The sequence below is a fragment of the Desulfovibrio inopinatus DSM 10711 genome (genome assembly GCF_000429305.1).
GTDB lineage: Bacteria > Desulfobacterota > Desulfovibrionia > Desulfovibrionales > Desulfovibrionaceae > Alteridesulfovibrio > Alteridesulfovibrio inopinatus.
Map to the genome: position 1 here is coordinate 37,807 of NZ_AUBP01000005.1, position 15,348 is coordinate 53,154.

General features: G+C 48.7%; 14 protein-coding genes. 9 read left to right on the forward strand and 5 right to left on the reverse strand.

Annotated elements, in window-relative coordinates:
- Window positions 1-117 precede the first annotated feature (117 nt).
- Window positions 118-594, reverse strand: a complete 477-nt coding sequence (locus G451_RS0104725; protein WP_027183348.1) for a chemotaxis protein CheW — start codon at window positions 592-594, stop codon at window positions 118-120.
- A 272-nt stretch (window positions 595-866) separates the two neighbouring features.
- On the opposite strand from G451_RS0104725, the gene G451_RS0104730 reads away from it, so the two are divergent.
- Window positions 867-1,091 carry a hypothetical protein gene (locus G451_RS0104730; RefSeq protein ID WP_027183349.1) on the forward strand — a complete coding sequence of 75 codons (225 nt, stop codon included), beginning with the start codon at window positions 867-869 and terminating at the stop codon, window positions 1,089-1,091.
- Window positions 1,092-1,184: 93 nt separating this feature from the next.
- Here the strand turns inward: G451_RS0104730 and G451_RS0104735 are convergent, their stop codons facing one another.
- The gene (locus tag G451_RS0104735; RefSeq protein ID WP_027183350.1) at window positions 1,185-2,525 is read right to left on the reverse strand and encodes a UDP-glucose dehydrogenase family protein; all 1,341 of its coding nucleotides are present in this window, start codon (window positions 2,523-2,525) and stop codon (window positions 1,185-1,187) included.
- A 274-nt stretch (window positions 2,526-2,799) separates the two neighbouring features.
- On the opposite strand from G451_RS0104735, the gene G451_RS0104740 reads away from it, so the two are divergent.
- The 8 genes from G451_RS0104740 (at window position 2,800) to G451_RS0104775 (ending at window position 10,642) form a co-directional block, all read left to right on the forward strand.
- The gene (locus G451_RS0104740; protein WP_027183351.1) at window positions 2,800-3,525 is read left to right on the forward strand and encodes a pyridoxine 5'-phosphate synthase; all 726 of its coding nucleotides are present in this window, start codon (window positions 2,800-2,802) and stop codon (window positions 3,523-3,525) included.
- A 23-nt stretch (window positions 3,526-3,548) separates the two neighbouring features.
- On the forward strand, window positions 3,549-3,956 hold the full coding sequence (locus G451_RS0104745) for a holo-[acyl-carrier-protein] synthase (protein WP_027183352.1): 408 nt from the start codon (window positions 3,549-3,551) through the stop codon (window positions 3,954-3,956).
- Window positions 3,953-5,515, forward strand: coding sequence for a bifunctional ADP-dependent NAD(P)H-hydrate dehydratase/NAD(P)H-hydrate epimerase (locus tag G451_RS0104750; protein ID WP_027183353.1), 1,563 nt, complete (start codon window positions 3,953-3,955; stop codon window positions 5,513-5,515). Before G451_RS0104745 ends, G451_RS0104750 begins: the two co-directional genes overlap by 4 nt.
- Window positions 5,508-5,981, forward strand: coding sequence for a CBS domain-containing protein (locus tag G451_RS0104755; RefSeq protein WP_027183354.1), 474 nt, complete (start codon window positions 5,508-5,510; stop codon window positions 5,979-5,981). The genes G451_RS0104750 and G451_RS0104755 overlap by 8 nt, the downstream gene beginning before the upstream one ends.
- 17 nt (window positions 5,982-5,998) lie before the next feature.
- A complete protein-coding gene (gene tsaE, locus G451_RS27650; RefSeq protein ID WP_051261156.1) occupies window positions 5,999-6,520 on the forward strand; it encodes a tRNA (adenosine(37)-N6)-threonylcarbamoyltransferase complex ATPase subunit type 1 TsaE in 522 nt (173 codons plus the stop codon).
- A gap of 70 nt (window positions 6,521-6,590) precedes the next feature.
- A complete protein-coding gene (locus G451_RS0104765; RefSeq protein ID WP_027183355.1) occupies window positions 6,591-7,832 on the forward strand; it encodes an aspartate kinase in 1,242 nt (413 codons plus the stop codon).
- On the forward strand, window positions 7,829-9,445 hold the full coding sequence (gene cimA, locus G451_RS0104770) for a citramalate synthase (RefSeq protein ID WP_027183356.1): 1,617 nt from the start codon (window positions 7,829-7,831) through the stop codon (window positions 9,443-9,445). The genes G451_RS0104765 and cimA overlap by 4 nt, the downstream gene beginning before the upstream one ends.
- Window positions 9,446-9,571: 126 nt before the next feature.
- A complete protein-coding gene (locus G451_RS0104775) occupies window positions 9,572-10,642 on the forward strand; it encodes an acyltransferase family protein (protein ID WP_027183357.1) in 1,071 nt (356 codons plus the stop codon).
- 95 nt (window positions 10,643-10,737) lie between these two features.
- Here G451_RS0104775 and G451_RS0104780 read toward each other — a convergent pair whose 3' ends face one another.
- The 3 genes from G451_RS0104780 to G451_RS0104790 form a co-directional block, all read right to left on the reverse strand.
- Window positions 10,738-11,460 (reverse strand): 3'-5' exonuclease, encoded by a 723-nt coding sequence (locus G451_RS0104780; protein ID WP_027183358.1) that lies wholly within the window; start codon window positions 11,458-11,460, stop codon window positions 10,738-10,740.
- A 29-nt stretch (window positions 11,461-11,489) separates the two neighbouring features.
- A complete protein-coding gene (locus tag G451_RS0104785) occupies window positions 11,490-13,415 on the reverse strand; it encodes a DUF294 nucleotidyltransferase-like domain-containing protein (RefSeq protein ID WP_027183359.1) in 1,926 nt (641 codons plus the stop codon).
- Between the two features lie 141 nt (window positions 13,416-13,556).
- Window positions 13,557-15,332, reverse strand: a complete 1,776-nt coding sequence (locus G451_RS0104790; RefSeq protein ID WP_027183360.1) for a sodium:solute symporter family protein — start codon at window positions 15,330-15,332, stop codon at window positions 13,557-13,559.
- Window positions 15,333-15,348 lie beyond the last annotated feature (16 nt).

The following is a 15,348-nucleotide window of genomic DNA, read 5'->3' on the forward strand; positions in this document are numbered from 1 at the left end:
GATACGCTCCGGAAAGACAAGAAAAAAAACTGCAGCAAAAACGTTGAAACATTTTTTTGCGCAGCACAAACAGAGAAAGACACAGCCGTTGCATTCAGCGGCTGTGTCTTGATGCCGTTATACCTGCAACAGAATGTCCTGTTCTTCGCTGGACAACAATCGATCCAGATCAAGCAAAATAAGCAAACGATCTTCAAGTTTGCCCACCCCGCTGATGTATTCCGATTCCAGGCCGGAAACAACGGGCGGTGGCGGCTCAACCGTACTCGACGGAATCCGCAGCACTTCAGAGACAGAATCAACAACAAACCCAACAATCATATTATTGATTTCAATTACTATCATGCGGGTATGTTTGTCGTGATCCCGGGAAGACAAACCAAAACGTTTGCGAAGATCGATGATCGGAATCACTTTTCCGCGCAGATTAATCACGCCTTCGACAAAATCAGGGGCGCGTGGGACCTTGGTGATTTCCATCATCCGGATGATTTCCTGAACTTTCAGGATATCAACCCCGAACTCCTCCTCACCGATACTGAAGGTGACAAGCTGCATCAATTCTGCGTCTTGCCTCTTCTGGGTTTCTTCCATGCACAAATCTCCCGGGTAGAGAAGAAAATGAAGTCGAATACGACCAGTGCCAGCAGTTTGTCACTTCATTTCTATATGGAAATACGCACACTGGCAACAACTCACGACTTCTTTTTACAGGTTTCTCCAAACCATTCATATGAAATTTTCGCTCACAGCGTTTTTTTCGGTAAGTTGCTCGCCTCTAGGTATTGCAAAATTTGCAATGTTCATTCAAAATCGAAGAAACATCGCAGCGTACAATAGAGTGCGGCAAGGAGGGCAACGCCAGAATGGGTCAATTCTCCCCGAATGCGGACCAATTTCCGCTCGAAGACCAGATAAAAACCCTGGCAGACGAAGAACTTCTCGATTTTTGGGAAGAAACTCAATACCTTGAACGTATCCTCGTTGAAGAAGAAAGCCAGGAAAACGAGAATTCGAACGAATACGAAAGGCTTATTTTGCAGGAACTTATGATTAGAACCTGCTGGAAAAGCATCGGTGCAGGTCGCTAACGCGATATCTTTGCCGCTTCGTTACAACTTTTGATTCTTTACAACATAATAAAAGCGCGGTCCGAAAACGAACCGCGCTTTTATTATGTTGTATTATTGCAGCTCGTCAGGGCGGCCAATGCAAATATATGCAAAGCCAAAATCAGCCATTAATTGTGGCGAGTACAGATTGCGCCCGTCAAAAATAATCGCATCGGACAGAGCTTTCTCAATACGCGGAAAGTCAGGATTTCTGAACTGGTTCCACTCGGTGACAACGGCAAGGCCGTCAGCTCCAGACAATGCTTCATACTGTTCATCGACAATTTCGACGAGCGAATTATTTTCGTAGTGTTCTCGCGCATTATTTCCAGCAACGGGGTCAAACGCACGAATCCGAACGCCTTTCGCCGTCAGCGCATCGATAAGCGTAAACGCAGCGGCTTCACGGACGTCGTCAGTATTCGCTTTGAATGCAAGCCCCCATAACGCCAAGGTCTTCCCTTCCACTCCGCCGCGAGACTCAAAGTAGCTTTCGATTTTACCAGGCAAAACAAGCTTTTGCCGGTTATTCACATCGTTCACCGACGCTAAAAGTTGCGGTTCAAAACCGTATTGCCGTGCGGTATTAATGAGAGCTTTGACATCTTTGGGGAAACACGATCCCCCATACCCGACGCCAGGATAAATAAACTGGTAGCCGATGCGATGATCCGATCCGATTCCAGCACGGACATCTCGGACATCTGCGCCAACCCGTTCACAAATATTGGCAATTTCGTTGATAAACGAAATCTTCGTGGCCAACATGCAGTTAGCAGCGTACTTCGTCATTTCCGCACTGCGAACACCCATGACAATCATCTTTTCACGGCTCCGGGCAAACGGGCCATACAGGGCTTTCAGAAGCTCTGCCGTACGAACATTTTCCGTACCGACGACAACACGATCCGGCTTCAAAAAGTCATTGACCGCATCCCCTTCTTTCAAAAATTCGGGGTTGGACACCACGTCGAATTCAATATCATGATTCCGGGCGGCCAGCTCTTTCTTCACGATGGAACGCACTTCATCAGCAGTACCAACAGGAACTGTCGACTTGTCGACAATAACTTTATAAGATTCCATGGTGTTGCCGATCTCAGCGGCCAGTCCGTAAACATAGCTCAAATCGCACGAGCCATCTTCACGCGGAGGCGTACCTACGGTAATAAAGACAAACAGGGCATTCTCCATCCCTTCAGCCAGATCCGTGGTGAAGGTCAGTCGTCCCTGATCAGCATTGCGTTTGACAAGCTCGTCCAATCCAGGCTCATAAATATGGACGATACCTTTCCGAAGGTTTTCTACAATCGTGGGGTTAATGTCGACGCAACACACGTCGTTGCCCATTTCAGCAAAACAAGCAGCGCTAACTAGACCGACATATCCGGTCCCGACGATGCATACGTTCATGGTGAATTATTCTCCAGAAATTTTGTTGGGTAGGTTTTACTCATAAAGCGTAGGTGTGTGTGGAAAGCCGTCTCTACTACGACCAGCTCATAGCCTTGTCAACAACCAGTGTCTCCAATTACAATATCATTTCCACTCCCCTAAAAACTCCTATTAATGGCTTTTATCACTCCATACGTTGCAATTCCAAACAATTCTTCGTAACATTCTAAACCATTTTTGTTTCACAATTTCGCCGCTTTTATTGCGATGATGACAATACAAGGAGATCCCCATGCCTCTGCTCGCCGTCAACGTCGACCACGTGGCCACAATTCGCCAGGCCAGACAAACCATCGAGCCTGACCCTGTTACTGCCGCACACCTTGCCGAACTGGCTGGAGCGCGTGCGATAATCGTCCATCTCCGCGAAGATCGACGCCATATACAAGATCGCGATGTGGAACTCATTGCGCGAACAGTCAAAACCCGACTTCACCTGGAAATGGCCGCTACCGAAGAAATGGAAGGTATTGCTCGAAAAACCAAACCGCATATGGTCTGCCTCGTACCAGAAAAACGAGAAGAACTCACCACGGAAGGTGGTCTCGACGTCGTTGGTCAGCAAGCTCGATTAACAGATTACATTGCTCGTATCAAAGGAGATGGCATCAAGGTCAGCTTGTTTATCGATCCGGATCAGGCGCAAGTCGATGCTGCGGTTGCAGTCAAGGCGGACTACATCGAATTGCACACTGGTGCTTATGCCGATGCACCGACTCCTGAGGATGCCACAGGCGAATTTAACAAACTCGTCACGGCCTCCACGTATGCACGTACACTCGGGCTTCGTGTTAATCTGGGGCATGGTCTCAATTATGACAATATCTATGCGTTTTCCAAAACGCACGGCATTAGCGAATACTCTATTGGTCATTCCATTGTGTCTCGCGCTGTTTTGACGGGGTTTGTCGAAGCCGTCAAAACAATGGCCGACATTATTGCCGGATTTTGCGATTAAGCTTTGAACAGCATCAATATATTATGATTGTGGGACTCGGTATCGATATCGTGGAACTTGACCGCATCCGTACGGCCTTGGAACGCCATGGTGAACGCTTTCTTGAGAAGATTCTGACTCCCGAGGAATGTCATCATTTAGCCAAACAGGCGATTCCTTCCATCAGTGCACGATTTGCGGCCAAAGAAGCTGCGGCCAAAGCGTTTGGTACGGGATTTACCGGTGGCATTGGGTTTCACAGTTTTATAGTGCGCTCTGCCCCATCGGGACGGCCGTTCCTCACCCTTGCTGGTCAAGCGGAAGTATTGGCCCAAAAGATGGGTGTTACATCCATTCACCTGAGTCTCACACATGGCAGAGATACGGCTGCGGCAGTCGTCATTCTTGAAAACAATACGCCGGTCAATGAAAAACAGGCAGAAACACCATGAAATGTACCCCGCTCCCGACTCCTGCAGAGATGGCCCTTTGGGATAAGACGTCTATTGAAGAAATCGGTATTCACGGTCACGTTCTTATGGAAAATGCCAGCCGCGAAGCTGTTGCTGTCCTCAGACAACAGGCTGGTGACCTCACAGGAAAGCGTGTCGCTTTTTTGGCCGGTCCGGGAAATAATGGCGGAGATGCTCTGGCCATGGCTCGCATTGCGCTCGATGATGGCATCGATCCCATTATTTATTTGACCAAACCGCAGAACCGATACAAAGGATCAGCCGGATACAATCTCAAACTGACAAAAAAACTTGGTATTCCGATCGCAACACTTCGCCCTGACCAACTGACGAGATTTCCCCGCCCGGATATCCTTGTTGATGGCCTTCTGGGAACCGGTTTCTCTGGCGAATTGCGTGAGGATTTTGTTGATATTGTCAACGCTGTCAATACGATCGGCCAGTCAGCATTTGTCTTCGCAGTCGATATCCCCTCAGGGGTAAATGGTTTGACTGGGCATGCTCGACCAACTGCCGTGTATGCCGATGTCACCGTCACATTCGAAGCTGCGAAATTTGGCCTTGTCCAACCTCAAGCCCAACCCTATGTCGGCCGTCTGATCGTCCGTTCTATCGGTATTCCTCGTCAGGTCAAGGCAGCCCATCCCGCGACACATGTCGGGCTTGGTCCTGAACTTGGGGAATTGCTCGATACGAAAGACCCTTTCATCCACAAAGGCAGTGCTGGACGCCTCCTCGTCATCGGTGGTTCACGGGGATTGACCGGCGCTCCATTGTTATGTGGTCTGGCAGCTATGCGTGCGGGTTCGGGTCTTGTGACGGTCGCCTGCCCAGGTGGCGTAGAAACGGCGTTGAAAGCGGGATGTCCTGATATCATGACCATGCCAACAGGACAAACCGATGGCTGGTCCGCCGATCTTGTTTCTCTTCTTTTCGACAAAATGCGTGAAACAGATTCGCTTGTTGTTGGGCCGGGAATGGGGCGGACACAAGAAGCTGGGCTTTTCTTACAAGAACTGATTAACCATATCACTATCCCGACCGTGTACGATGCGGATGCGCTCTTTCACTTGGCCGAAGCCCCAAACTTTCTCAAATCATTGCCACATACGGCAGTTCTGACACCTCATCCCGGTGAAATGGCACGACTTTTGGGTATGTCGATTCCCGAAGTCGAAGCTGATCGTCCTGCTGCCGTTCGTCGTTTGTCAGAAAAAACCGACGCAACGCTTGTTCTCAAGGGGCCAGGAACACTCATCATGTCCGGAAAGACACCGGAAACAGCACCTGCTCCAATACACTATGCCCCTATCTTTGCCCCATGCCTCGCTGTTGGCGGTTCCGGAGATATTCTCGCTGGCATGATCGGCGCGCTCGCAGCGAAAGGATTTTCCCTCTTGCCTGCCACCTGTCTGGCAGTATATTGGCATGGACTTTGTGGATTGGCTCTGGAAAAGGATTATCCTTACCGGGGCAACCTTCCCACAGAAATCATTGACATCATGCCTCACGCCCTCAAGGAGTGGTTACATGCTTAAAGCAAAAGACATTATGTCCAAGGACGTCGTCACATTGGCTCCCGATACGGAGATCATCCTGGCGGCCAAGCTCTTGCTCGAAAAAGGTTTTAATGGCGTTCCCGTTGTCGACGCCGACAAAAAACTCATTGGTATTCTGTGCCAATCCGACCTCGTTGCGCAGCAAAAAAAACTCAAACTTCCCTCGGTATTTTCCATATTGGACGGATTTTTGCCATTTGATTCCCTGCGTGACTTTGATCGTGAAATGGAACGTATCGCTGCCTTGAACGTCGAAGGCGCTATGTCACGCAACCCGATATCAGTCAGCGCAGACACTTCAATTGAAGATGTTGCGACGCTGATGGTCGATAAAGGCTACCACACCTTGCCTGTCGTAGAAGATGCTAAGCTTGTTGGCATTATCGGTATGCGCGATATTTTAAGTACTCTTATAGGTGCAGGTTCGACGCCAAACGCATCCTAAAATACGTATGGACTGCAATGGATACGATCGTTTGTCCCCCCATTGAACTTCCTGACGTGAATGCGACGTTGGCATTAGGACATTTCTTTACGTATACACTTACGCCTTTACAGCAAAACTGCATTATTTGCTTGAAAGGAGAAATGGGTTCAGGCAAAACCACGTTTGTCCGAGGCTTCATCGAATCCTTGCCCGGCGGTGAAAACGCCGACGTGTCCAGCCCGAGCTTCAACCTCGCCAATCTGTACCCGACGCGCCCGCCAACGGCTCATCTCGATCTGTATCGGCTCGAAACTGAAGACGCCTGTCTAACGACAGATGAGTACCTTGATACTCCATTTGGTCGAGAGTCTGGATTTATTATTATCGAATGGGCTGAACGTTTGGGAAATGAACTTGCCTTGGAACGTCATTTGGACATTGCCTTAACGATTACACCGACAGGACGGCAGGCCGTATGTACACTTGTTACGGACCATACCGATCCACTTCGGCAATCGATCTGCAAGGGCCTCGCTGCTATGCGTAGCCGGCAATAAATGTGTATAGCGCGGGAATTCCCTTTTGCAGTGGCGCGCGATCAACGCAAAAAACAAAGAGTGGCATCACATGCGCATCCTCGTTCAAAAATTCGGAGGAACATCCGTTGCAGACCTCGAATGCATGAAAAAAGTGCTTGTCCGGGTCAAACGCGGCCTTGATGAAGGCTATAAAATGATTGTTGTTCTCTCGGCAATGTCGGGGGAAACCAATCGCCTTCTCGGCTTGGCCAAAACCTGGTCAAATCACCCTGATCCTGCTGAACTTGACCTTATTGTTTCCACTGGGGAACAAGTTTCAGTAGGACTCTTTACCATGCTCCTCAAGGATGCCGGCATTTCCGCCAGGTCTCTCCTTGGTATCCAGATACCAGTGACGACCAATAGTATTTTCACGAAAGCCCGCATTGATCATATTGATGACGAAAAAATCAAAAGCCTGCTCGAACGTTACGATGTTCTTGTCATGGCCGGTTTTCAGGGCGTAACATGCGATGGCCGCATCACGACCTTAGGCCGTGGCGGTTCCGACACGTCGGGCGTCGCATTGGCTGCTGCAGTCAATGCTGAGCTTTGTGAAATTTACACCGACGTCGAAGGGGTGTTCACGACCGACCCCAATATGTGTTCGACGGCCCGAAAACTTGATAAGATTACGTATGATGAAATGCTAGAATTCGCCAGCATGGGAGCTAAAGTTTTGCAAATTCGCTCGGTTGAATTCGCCAAAAAATACAACGTTCCGGTGCTTGTCCGCTCCACTTTTTCGGACGCCCCCGGCACCCTCGTCATTCAGGAGGATCAGCAAATGGAAGATGTACTTGTCTCCGGCATTGCGTACGATAAGGATCAGTGCCGCATTACAATTTGGGGCGTCACCGATAAACCAGGCATTGCGGCAAGCATTTTTAGCCCTATCGCAGAAAAGCGTATTCTCGTCGATATGATCGTGCAGAACACTTCGCGTGACGGGCACACCGATATGACATTCACGGTACCTCGTGCCGATCTTGAACAGACAATGGAAATCATTGAATCTATTGATACTGAAATCGATCCCACGTCGGTACAGCACGATCTGCATGTCGCCAAAGTATCGGTCATCGGCGTCGGTATGCGCAACCACTCAGGGGTTGCCTCCAAAATGTTCGATGTTTTACGTAAAGAAAACATCAACATCAAATTAATCAGTACGTCAGAAATCAAGATTACCTGCCTGATCGACGAAAAATACACCGAATTGGCAGTGCGCGCGTTGCATGACGCGTTTGGTTTGGACAAGAAGGTACAATCTGTTTGCGAGGAGCAATGAGCACAATCAAAATCTACGACACCACTCTGCGAGACGGAGCACAGGCCGAAGACATCAACATAACGGCTGAAGATAAAGTTCGTATAGCCAGACGGCTTGACGAACTTGGTGTGCATTATATTGAAGGCGGATGGCCCGGTTCCAACCCAACCGACAAACGCTTCTTCAAGGACATCAAGAATTACGATTTCAAGTATGCTCAGATTGCAGCGTTTGGCAGCACGCACAACCCCAAAGGGACTGCGGAGAACGACGTCAATCTGAAAGAGCTTGTGAAGGCGGAAACGCCGGTCATCACGATTTTCGGTAAAAGCTGGGATATTCATGTGACCGATGCCCTTCGCATCACGCTGGATAAAAACCTTGATCTTATCTCAAATTCGCTCGGCTACCTGCGACCTCACGCAAAAGAGCTTTTTTTTGATGCCGAACATTTTTTTGATGGGTTCAAGGCGAATCCGGAATACGCTCTGGCCGCACTCAAGCGTGCGCATGAAAGTTTCGCCGATGTTCTTGTGCTTTGTGATACCAATGGTGGGAACCTGCCGCAAGACATCCACGACATTATTACTGCTGTACGCACAGAGTTGCCCAATGCAAAGTTGGGGATTCATACACACAATGACTCGGAACTTGCCGTTGCCAACTCGTTACGCGCCGTTCGAGCCGGAGCTGTACAAGTTCAGGGAACTATGAACGGATATGGAGAACGTTGTGGGAACGCAAATTTGTGTTCCATCATTCCCAATATCGAAATCAAGATGGGAATGACGTGTCTCCCCGAGGGACACCTCAAACTTCTTGCCCCCACGGCGAAATTCGTTTCCGAAGTCTGCAACCTGATTCCGCTTTCACGGCAGCCTTATGTCGGAGATTCGGCATTTGCCCACAAAGCAGGCATCCATGTGAGTGCAGTTCAAAAGAACCCGCTGACGTATGAGCATATTCGTCCAAAAATTGTTGGTAATAAACAGCGTATTCTTTTGTCCGACCAAGCCGGCCAAAGCAATATTCTTGTCAAAGCCAGACAATATGGATTCCATCTGGACAAAAACGACCCCTTTGTTCAGGAATTGCTTTCCATCATCAAAGAACGCGAAAGCATGGGATACGAGTTTACTGCTGCTGAAGCCTCGTTTGAACTTCTCCTCAACCGTGTGCTTGGGCGTGCTCGTCGGTATTTCACCATGCTTAAATACCGCATTATTGATTGGAAACAAATCGACTGCGATGAACCGTTGACTGAAGCTACGGTCAAAATCAAAGTGGGCGGAAAAGAAGAACATACAGCAGCGTCCGGGCGTGGCCCCGTCAATGCTTTGGACATTGCCTTACGCAAAGCATTGCAGGGCTTCTATCCTAAGCTCTCTGAAATGCGGCTTTTGGACTTCAAGGTCCGTGTTCTCTCGGCAACGCAACGCGAAGATGGCGGCACGGCTTCACATGTCCGGGTACTCTGTGAATCGGGTGACAATAAAGAACGCTGGGTAACGGTGGGTGTCTCTCACAATGTCATTGAAGCGAGTTGGCAAGCATTGGAAGATGCAATCAACTACAAACTCTTCAAGGACGACAAAGACAAACTCACCCAAGCTCTCAAAGACAATAACTAGCCTGTGATTTCCGGGGGCCGTCATGCTGGCGGCCCTACTGTTTTCAAACAGGTGAATCCTTGTCGACACGGCCGCCCCAAACAGACCGCTGGGATTCCAAACTCTCGAGCAAGACAACAAACACATATGGGTGTTCTTCGCTACTTTCTCGCTTGCATTGTCATTATTAACCACTCGGCTCCGCTTTTTGGATTTGTCTTCACGGACGCCTACGTTGCCCTTAAAATTTTCTTCATTATTTCAGGCTTCTATATGTCGCTTATTCTTAGTAATAAGTATACGGGGCCTGGAAGTTATCAACTTTTTCTCACGAACAGATTGCTTCGTCTTTTCCCCACGTACCTTGCTGTCTTTGTCCTGTGCATACTCTTTTCTTTAGCAAGCCATTTTATCCTCAATAAATGGTTTTTCCTTGGGACATGGATAACATATTGGAAAGATATGAAGCCATTGAGTGTCTTCTATATGCTCTTTTCAAACCTCGCAATTGTGGGGCAAGATCTGTGTTTTTTCACAGAGTTGGCACCATCAGGTTCCATGGCGTTCTCCACAGATGCTTTGTTCGCTCCAATCCCTATGTGGATATTTTTGATTGTACCGCAGGCCTGGACGTTAAATCTGGAAATCATGTTCTACCTGCTTGCTCCTTTTCTCGTTCGCCGCCGCTTTCCCCTTCTGTTCGCTCTCATTATGTTCAGCGCAGTTTTGCGTGTTTTTTTCGAGGCCACGACTCTTCCATACGATCCGTGGCGAATGCGTTTTTTCCCTGCTGAATTTTGCTTTTTTCTCCTTGGCATTTTAAGTCATAGAATCTACCGGGGACTGGATCGCATCCGTTTATCTCGCCGTTTGGAAAACATGATCATTGCATTCTATTTCGCGTGCCTCTTTTTCTATCAATACCTTCCTGCCAACAAGCTCAAGGAAACGTTTATCTTTGGTCTCTCCGTTCTTGTTATCCCACTGCTTTTTGCCCGTACCAAACATAATCGCCTTGACCGAACAATCGGCGAACTGTCTTACCCCATGTACATTTCTCAATTCTTCACCATTGCCATGGTGCAATTTTACTGGGGAATGCATCAATATGCCTTGGTTTCTCTCATCGTGACCACTCTTCTTTCCATAGGACTCAATGAAGTGGTCATGAAACCAGTGGAACGATATCGGCAGAAACGACTTTACGCCACGCTGTAACGCTCACCCAACGACAACGGCGGCATGGAGTACATTCATTCCATGCCGCCGAATTCTGTGCCGTGATTGCTCATGACATTTATAAGAGCGCACTATCATAAATACCAACGCCAGTTTCGACCTGCCAAATAGAGATCTTTGAGCGTTGTCATACGTCCCTTGCCCCAATTTTTTCTCAACTGCTTGACGAGGAAGAGAAACAGATAGGCAGTTTGCAAAGCGTCTTGCAGCGAATCATGTGGGGTAAATTCAGGAAGTCCATACTTTTTTGTCAGATCGGCCAAATTATACGAAAGGGACAGGTCAAAACGTCGATAATAATTCCCCCACAACTCCTCATCATACACTTTGGCGAGAAACAGCGTATCGAGACAAGGATTCTTCAGACCAACACCATATAATCGAACACACGCCGCATTGAGAAATCCCATATCGAGTCCAACATGATGTCCAACGATGAGGCTATCACCCAGATAATTAATAAACGCGGGAAGAACATCGCATTCACGCGGCGCTTGAGCTACATCGTCTGGCGTGATGTGGTGGATAAGGGTAGAAAACTTTGGAATGTTGCGGTCGGGCTTCATAAGACACGAAAAAGCATCTGCCGGGTGCAAAACGAGATTTTTAATACGCACGGCTCCGATAGATACCAACGCATCACGTTTGACAGACAGTCCTGTGAGTTCCGTATCAACAATAGCAAATTCATATTCATCCAAAGGACGTTTCTGATCAAAGCGCCGAAACGCATTATGATTTTTAGCCATTAATTCCGGTAAGGGATGACGTGAAAATAATTGTCGAAGCCAGTGCATACTGTATGTAATCCTCAATATGAAAATTCTTATGAGAGTGACAAATGATAGGCATCGTTCACGTGAGCCTGAATGCGACCGATAACGGCGAACGCTTGTTTAAGTGTGCGCTTTTCCAATTCAGACAATCGAGAGGGCTCGATATGATTATTTGGGGGAACACCCTGCTCCACACGCTCTAACTGGTGCACCAGGCGCAAATGCAATAAGAACTCAAAAGCTTCCGTTGATGCCTGATACAAATCATCGGGCAGCAGTCCCTTCTCATGTACAAGCTGCAGGCGAAGGAGTGTTCCGGTCTCGGATATACCGGCGTGCAAGGCCAAAACACGGGCGAAATCCGTCAATGGTAATAAGCCACGCGCTTTGATATCGAGCGTATTTCGGTGTTCTCCGTCTTTTTCCACAATAAAATTGTTGAAAAAAGACAACGGGGGTCTGCTCTTGAGACAATCCTGCGCCAAGTAGCGCAAAAAAACGTCATTCTCACGTGTAAGAGCAATAACATGGCGGCGTAAATCTTCGGCTAATGCAACATGACCATGCCCGCCACGAAAATCAAAAAAGATGGAAGCGTGCATCACGTCTTGCGGATGCGGCACATGAACCCAGTCATCAAAGATACGTTTCCATGCAGAAAGCGAGTTGCGCCATGCAGGATTGGACGCCATAATCTCCCCGTTGCATCGAGGATATCCGCATTTGACGAGTTCTTCAGTGACGCGTTGTGAAAACGCTTCAAAATAAATGTTTGCCGCTCTCTCTAAAAAGTCCTCCTCACAATCCGCGTAGACAAGCGCATTGTCTTGGTCCGTCGCAAAAGTTTGCTCCCGGCGCCCTTCACTCCCCATGAACAGAAAACAATACGAAACCGGAGCCGGACCAATTTCCTGGGAGACGAGGTGAAGCACCCGTTCCACAATGAGATCGTTTATGATGGCAATCATTCTGGTGATATTGCCGGCTTTGGCTCCCTCTTCAACGAGATTGCGTACCATTTGCGGCACCTTTTCCGCCATGGGATACAGCTCATCCAGACGTTCGCGCGACCGAATCTCGCGAAACAATGACATGGGTGATTTCCCTTGCAAAACCATGATATCATGTGATGTGAGCACGCCGATAACATCACCATTCCGTGTCACACTCAGGTGATGAATCTGACCGGTCATCATTTTGAGCAATGCATCGAAACAGACGTGATGACTTTCAATAGAAGCAACCGGTGTGGACATAATTGTTTCCACGCCAGCCGACGAATCAATGCCGAGCGCCAATGCCATGCGTAAATCTTTATCTGTTACAATTCCGGAAACCGCACCTGACGGCTCTCGAACCAATAGCGAACCGACATTTTGTTTGAGCATATCCCGGGCAGCCCGTTGAATACTTCGTCCAAAATCGACGGTAACAGCCGGCCTGGACACCACGTCTCCTACTCGCTTACTGAAGAGATAAAATGAACCCTCTTCACGTATAAACGACTTTCGTCGACGCATTTCTACAAATGCTTTTGACAAGTAGTCCCGAGACAAGACCTTCAAATAATAGTTGGCAATGACTGGTTGCGTTTCAGCTATGTCAAGAAATGTCTGCTTATGAAGCTTGATAACAAACGTATCCTCAATGGTTTCCACACAGACGTCGGACGATCCATGACGAAATATAGCTGTGGCACCAAAGGTGGTTCCTTCTCCTCGAAAATCAAGAAGTGTCACCGTTCCTTCATCGTCACGAACAAATAAACGCACGCCACCACGCTGAATAAGATACAAGGCATCAACGACCGCCTGTCCCTGCTCTATCACGATGGTTTGTCTAGGATAAAAATCTATCGTGCACTGTTTGGCTAAGGTCATGAGCATTGTCGAATCAAGAAAACGAAAAGGCAGGGTTTGTGCCAGAAAATCCCTAACAAAAACAGGGTCGGCGTCGGGCAAATCATGGCTAGACATGGAACACTCTCCGACGAGGTTAGACGGTCTTTTCCATTATACCATAGCCCTTCTCTCTCATCACGCAAACACCGCCGTCGCTTTTTTCGACGGCGGTGTACGGATATGACATTAATGATTGAAAACGACGTTCTTGTATTGTTAGTGATCCACGGCGGCGCCTGCTCCGCGCGGAATGCGCACACTTTCCACCATCTCGCTGATTTCTTCTGGCGGAGGCGACGTCATCAAAGAGATGACGATTGTCACCATAAAGTTGATGGCCATGCCCACGGCACCGATGCCCTCAGGGCTGATGCCGAAGAACCACGGAGCAACCCCCATGAATTTTGTTTGCACAATATAGAACATCGTAAACCCAATACCAGACACCATTCCCCAAATTGCTCCCTGTCGATTGGCTCGCTTCCAGAAGATACCCAGCACGAGAATGGGGAAAAAGGATGATGCGCCGAGTCCAAACGCCAACGCCACCACTTGTGCCACGAATCCGGGCGGATTAATGCCGAAATAGCCGGCGATACACACCGCCACCCCGATCATGATGCGGCCGAGCATGAGTCGTTGTTTCTCCGAAGCCTGCCGATTGATGATGCGATAATACAGGTCATGAGAGATGCTCGACGCAATAACCAGCAACAATCCCGATGCCGTCGACAGCGCCGCAGCAAGTCCACCAGCAGCCACCAACGCGATAACCCAAGCCGGCAATTTGGCAATTTCCGGGTTAGCAAGCACCATAATATCACGATCAACGTACAGCTCGTTGGGGCTATCGGTCGGTGTGTTCGACAACAACGGTTGCCCAAACGCGCCCACCTGGCCGGTAAATTGCGGTGTTCCGGTAAACGCCTTCCCTGCACGATATTCAATCAGTCCATCACCGTTTTTGTCCAACCAGGCAATGAGCCCGGTTTTTTCCCAGTTCAAAAACCAGGACGGTGCATTTTCATATGGCACGTTATTCAACGACTTAATCATGTTGTATCGGGCAAACGAAGCCACTGCCGGTGCCGACGTGTAGAGAATCGCGATGAACAAGATTGCGTAAAATGCCGACAAACGAGCTGCTTTCACACTCGGCACGGTGTAAAACCGGATAATAACGTGCGGCAATCCGGCCGTCCCCACCATGAGCGCCATGGTAATCGCCATGACATCAATCATCGACTTGTTTCCCGGACCAAAAGCTGATGTATATTGCGTAAAACCGAGATCAACGCTGACTTTATTCAACGTATCAAGCAGATACGCTCCTGCATCCGTGCCTGAAGCAATGGTGTCACCAAAACCGAGCTGTGGAATTGGATTCCCCGTAATCTTCAACGAAATCGCCACGGCTGGAATGAGAAACGCCAGAATGAGCACGCAGTATTGCGCCACCTGGGTCCACGTGATGCCTTTCATACCGCCCAATCCGGAGTACAAAAACACTATGGCCATCCCGATATAGACTCCGGTATCCACGTCGACTTCGAGAAAACGACTGAACACAATGCCCACCCCGCGCATTTGACCAGCGACGTACGTCAAGGAGACAAACACGGCACAGATCAATGCCACAACACGAGCTGTTGACGAATAATACCGGTCTCCCACGAAATCAGGCACGGTAAACTTGCCGAACTTGCGCAGATACGGCGCCAACAGCAATGCCAGTAAAACATATCCTCCAGTCCAGCCCATGAGATAAATACAGCCGGTATATCCCATGAACGAAATGAGGCCAGCCATGGAAATAAATGATGCTGCACTCATCCAATCTGCTGCAGTGGCCATTCCATTGGCAAGCGGAGGCACCCCTCCGCCGGCAACGTAGAATCCTTTTGTATCCTTAACACGCGACATCCAAGCAATGCTCAAATAGATGCTGAACGTCACTCCCACCATGATATATGTCCAAGCCATGATCGACATGAGACACCTCTTTTTT

Bases quoted from the DNA above. Each gene is read 5' to 3' on its own strand.
- G451_RS0104725 (WP_027183348.1), bottom strand. From the start codon at position 594: ATGGAAGAAACCCAGAAGAGGCAAGACGCAGAATTGATGCAGCTTGTC.
- G451_RS0104730 (WP_027183349.1), top strand. From the start codon at position 867: ATGGGTCAATTCTCCCCGAATGCGGACCAATTTCCGCTCGAAGACCAG.
- G451_RS0104735 (WP_027183350.1), bottom strand. From the start codon at position 2,525: ATGAACGTATGCATCGTCGGGACCGGATATGTCGGTCTAGTTAGCGCT.
- G451_RS0104740 (WP_027183351.1), top strand. From the start codon at position 2,800: ATGCCTCTGCTCGCCGTCAACGTCGACCACGTGGCCACAATTCGCCAG.
- G451_RS0104745 (WP_027183352.1), top strand. From the start codon at position 3,549: ATGATTGTGGGACTCGGTATCGATATCGTGGAACTTGACCGCATCCGT.
- G451_RS0104750 (WP_027183353.1), top strand. From the start codon at position 3,953: ATGAAATGTACCCCGCTCCCGACTCCTGCAGAGATGGCCCTTTGGGAT.
- G451_RS0104755 (WP_027183354.1), top strand. From the start codon at position 5,508: ATGCTTAAAGCAAAAGACATTATGTCCAAGGACGTCGTCACATTGGCT.
- tsaE (WP_051261156.1), top strand. From the start codon at position 5,999: ATGGATACGATCGTTTGTCCCCCCATTGAACTTCCTGACGTGAATGCG.
- G451_RS0104765 (WP_027183355.1), top strand. From the start codon at position 6,591: ATGCGCATCCTCGTTCAAAAATTCGGAGGAACATCCGTTGCAGACCTC.
- cimA (WP_027183356.1), top strand. From the start codon at position 7,829: ATGAGCACAATCAAAATCTACGACACCACTCTGCGAGACGGAGCACAG.
- G451_RS0104775 (WP_027183357.1), top strand. From the start codon at position 9,572: ATGGGTGTTCTTCGCTACTTTCTCGCTTGCATTGTCATTATTAACCAC.
- G451_RS0104780 (WP_027183358.1), bottom strand. From the start codon at position 11,460: ATGCACTGGCTTCGACAATTATTTTCACGTCATCCCTTACCGGAATTA.
- G451_RS0104785 (WP_027183359.1), bottom strand. From the start codon at position 13,415: ATGTCTAGCCATGATTTGCCCGACGCCGACCCTGTTTTTGTTAGGGAT.
- G451_RS0104790 (WP_027183360.1), bottom strand. From the start codon at position 15,332: ATGTCGATCATGGCTTGGACATATATCATGGTGGGAGTGACGTTCAGC.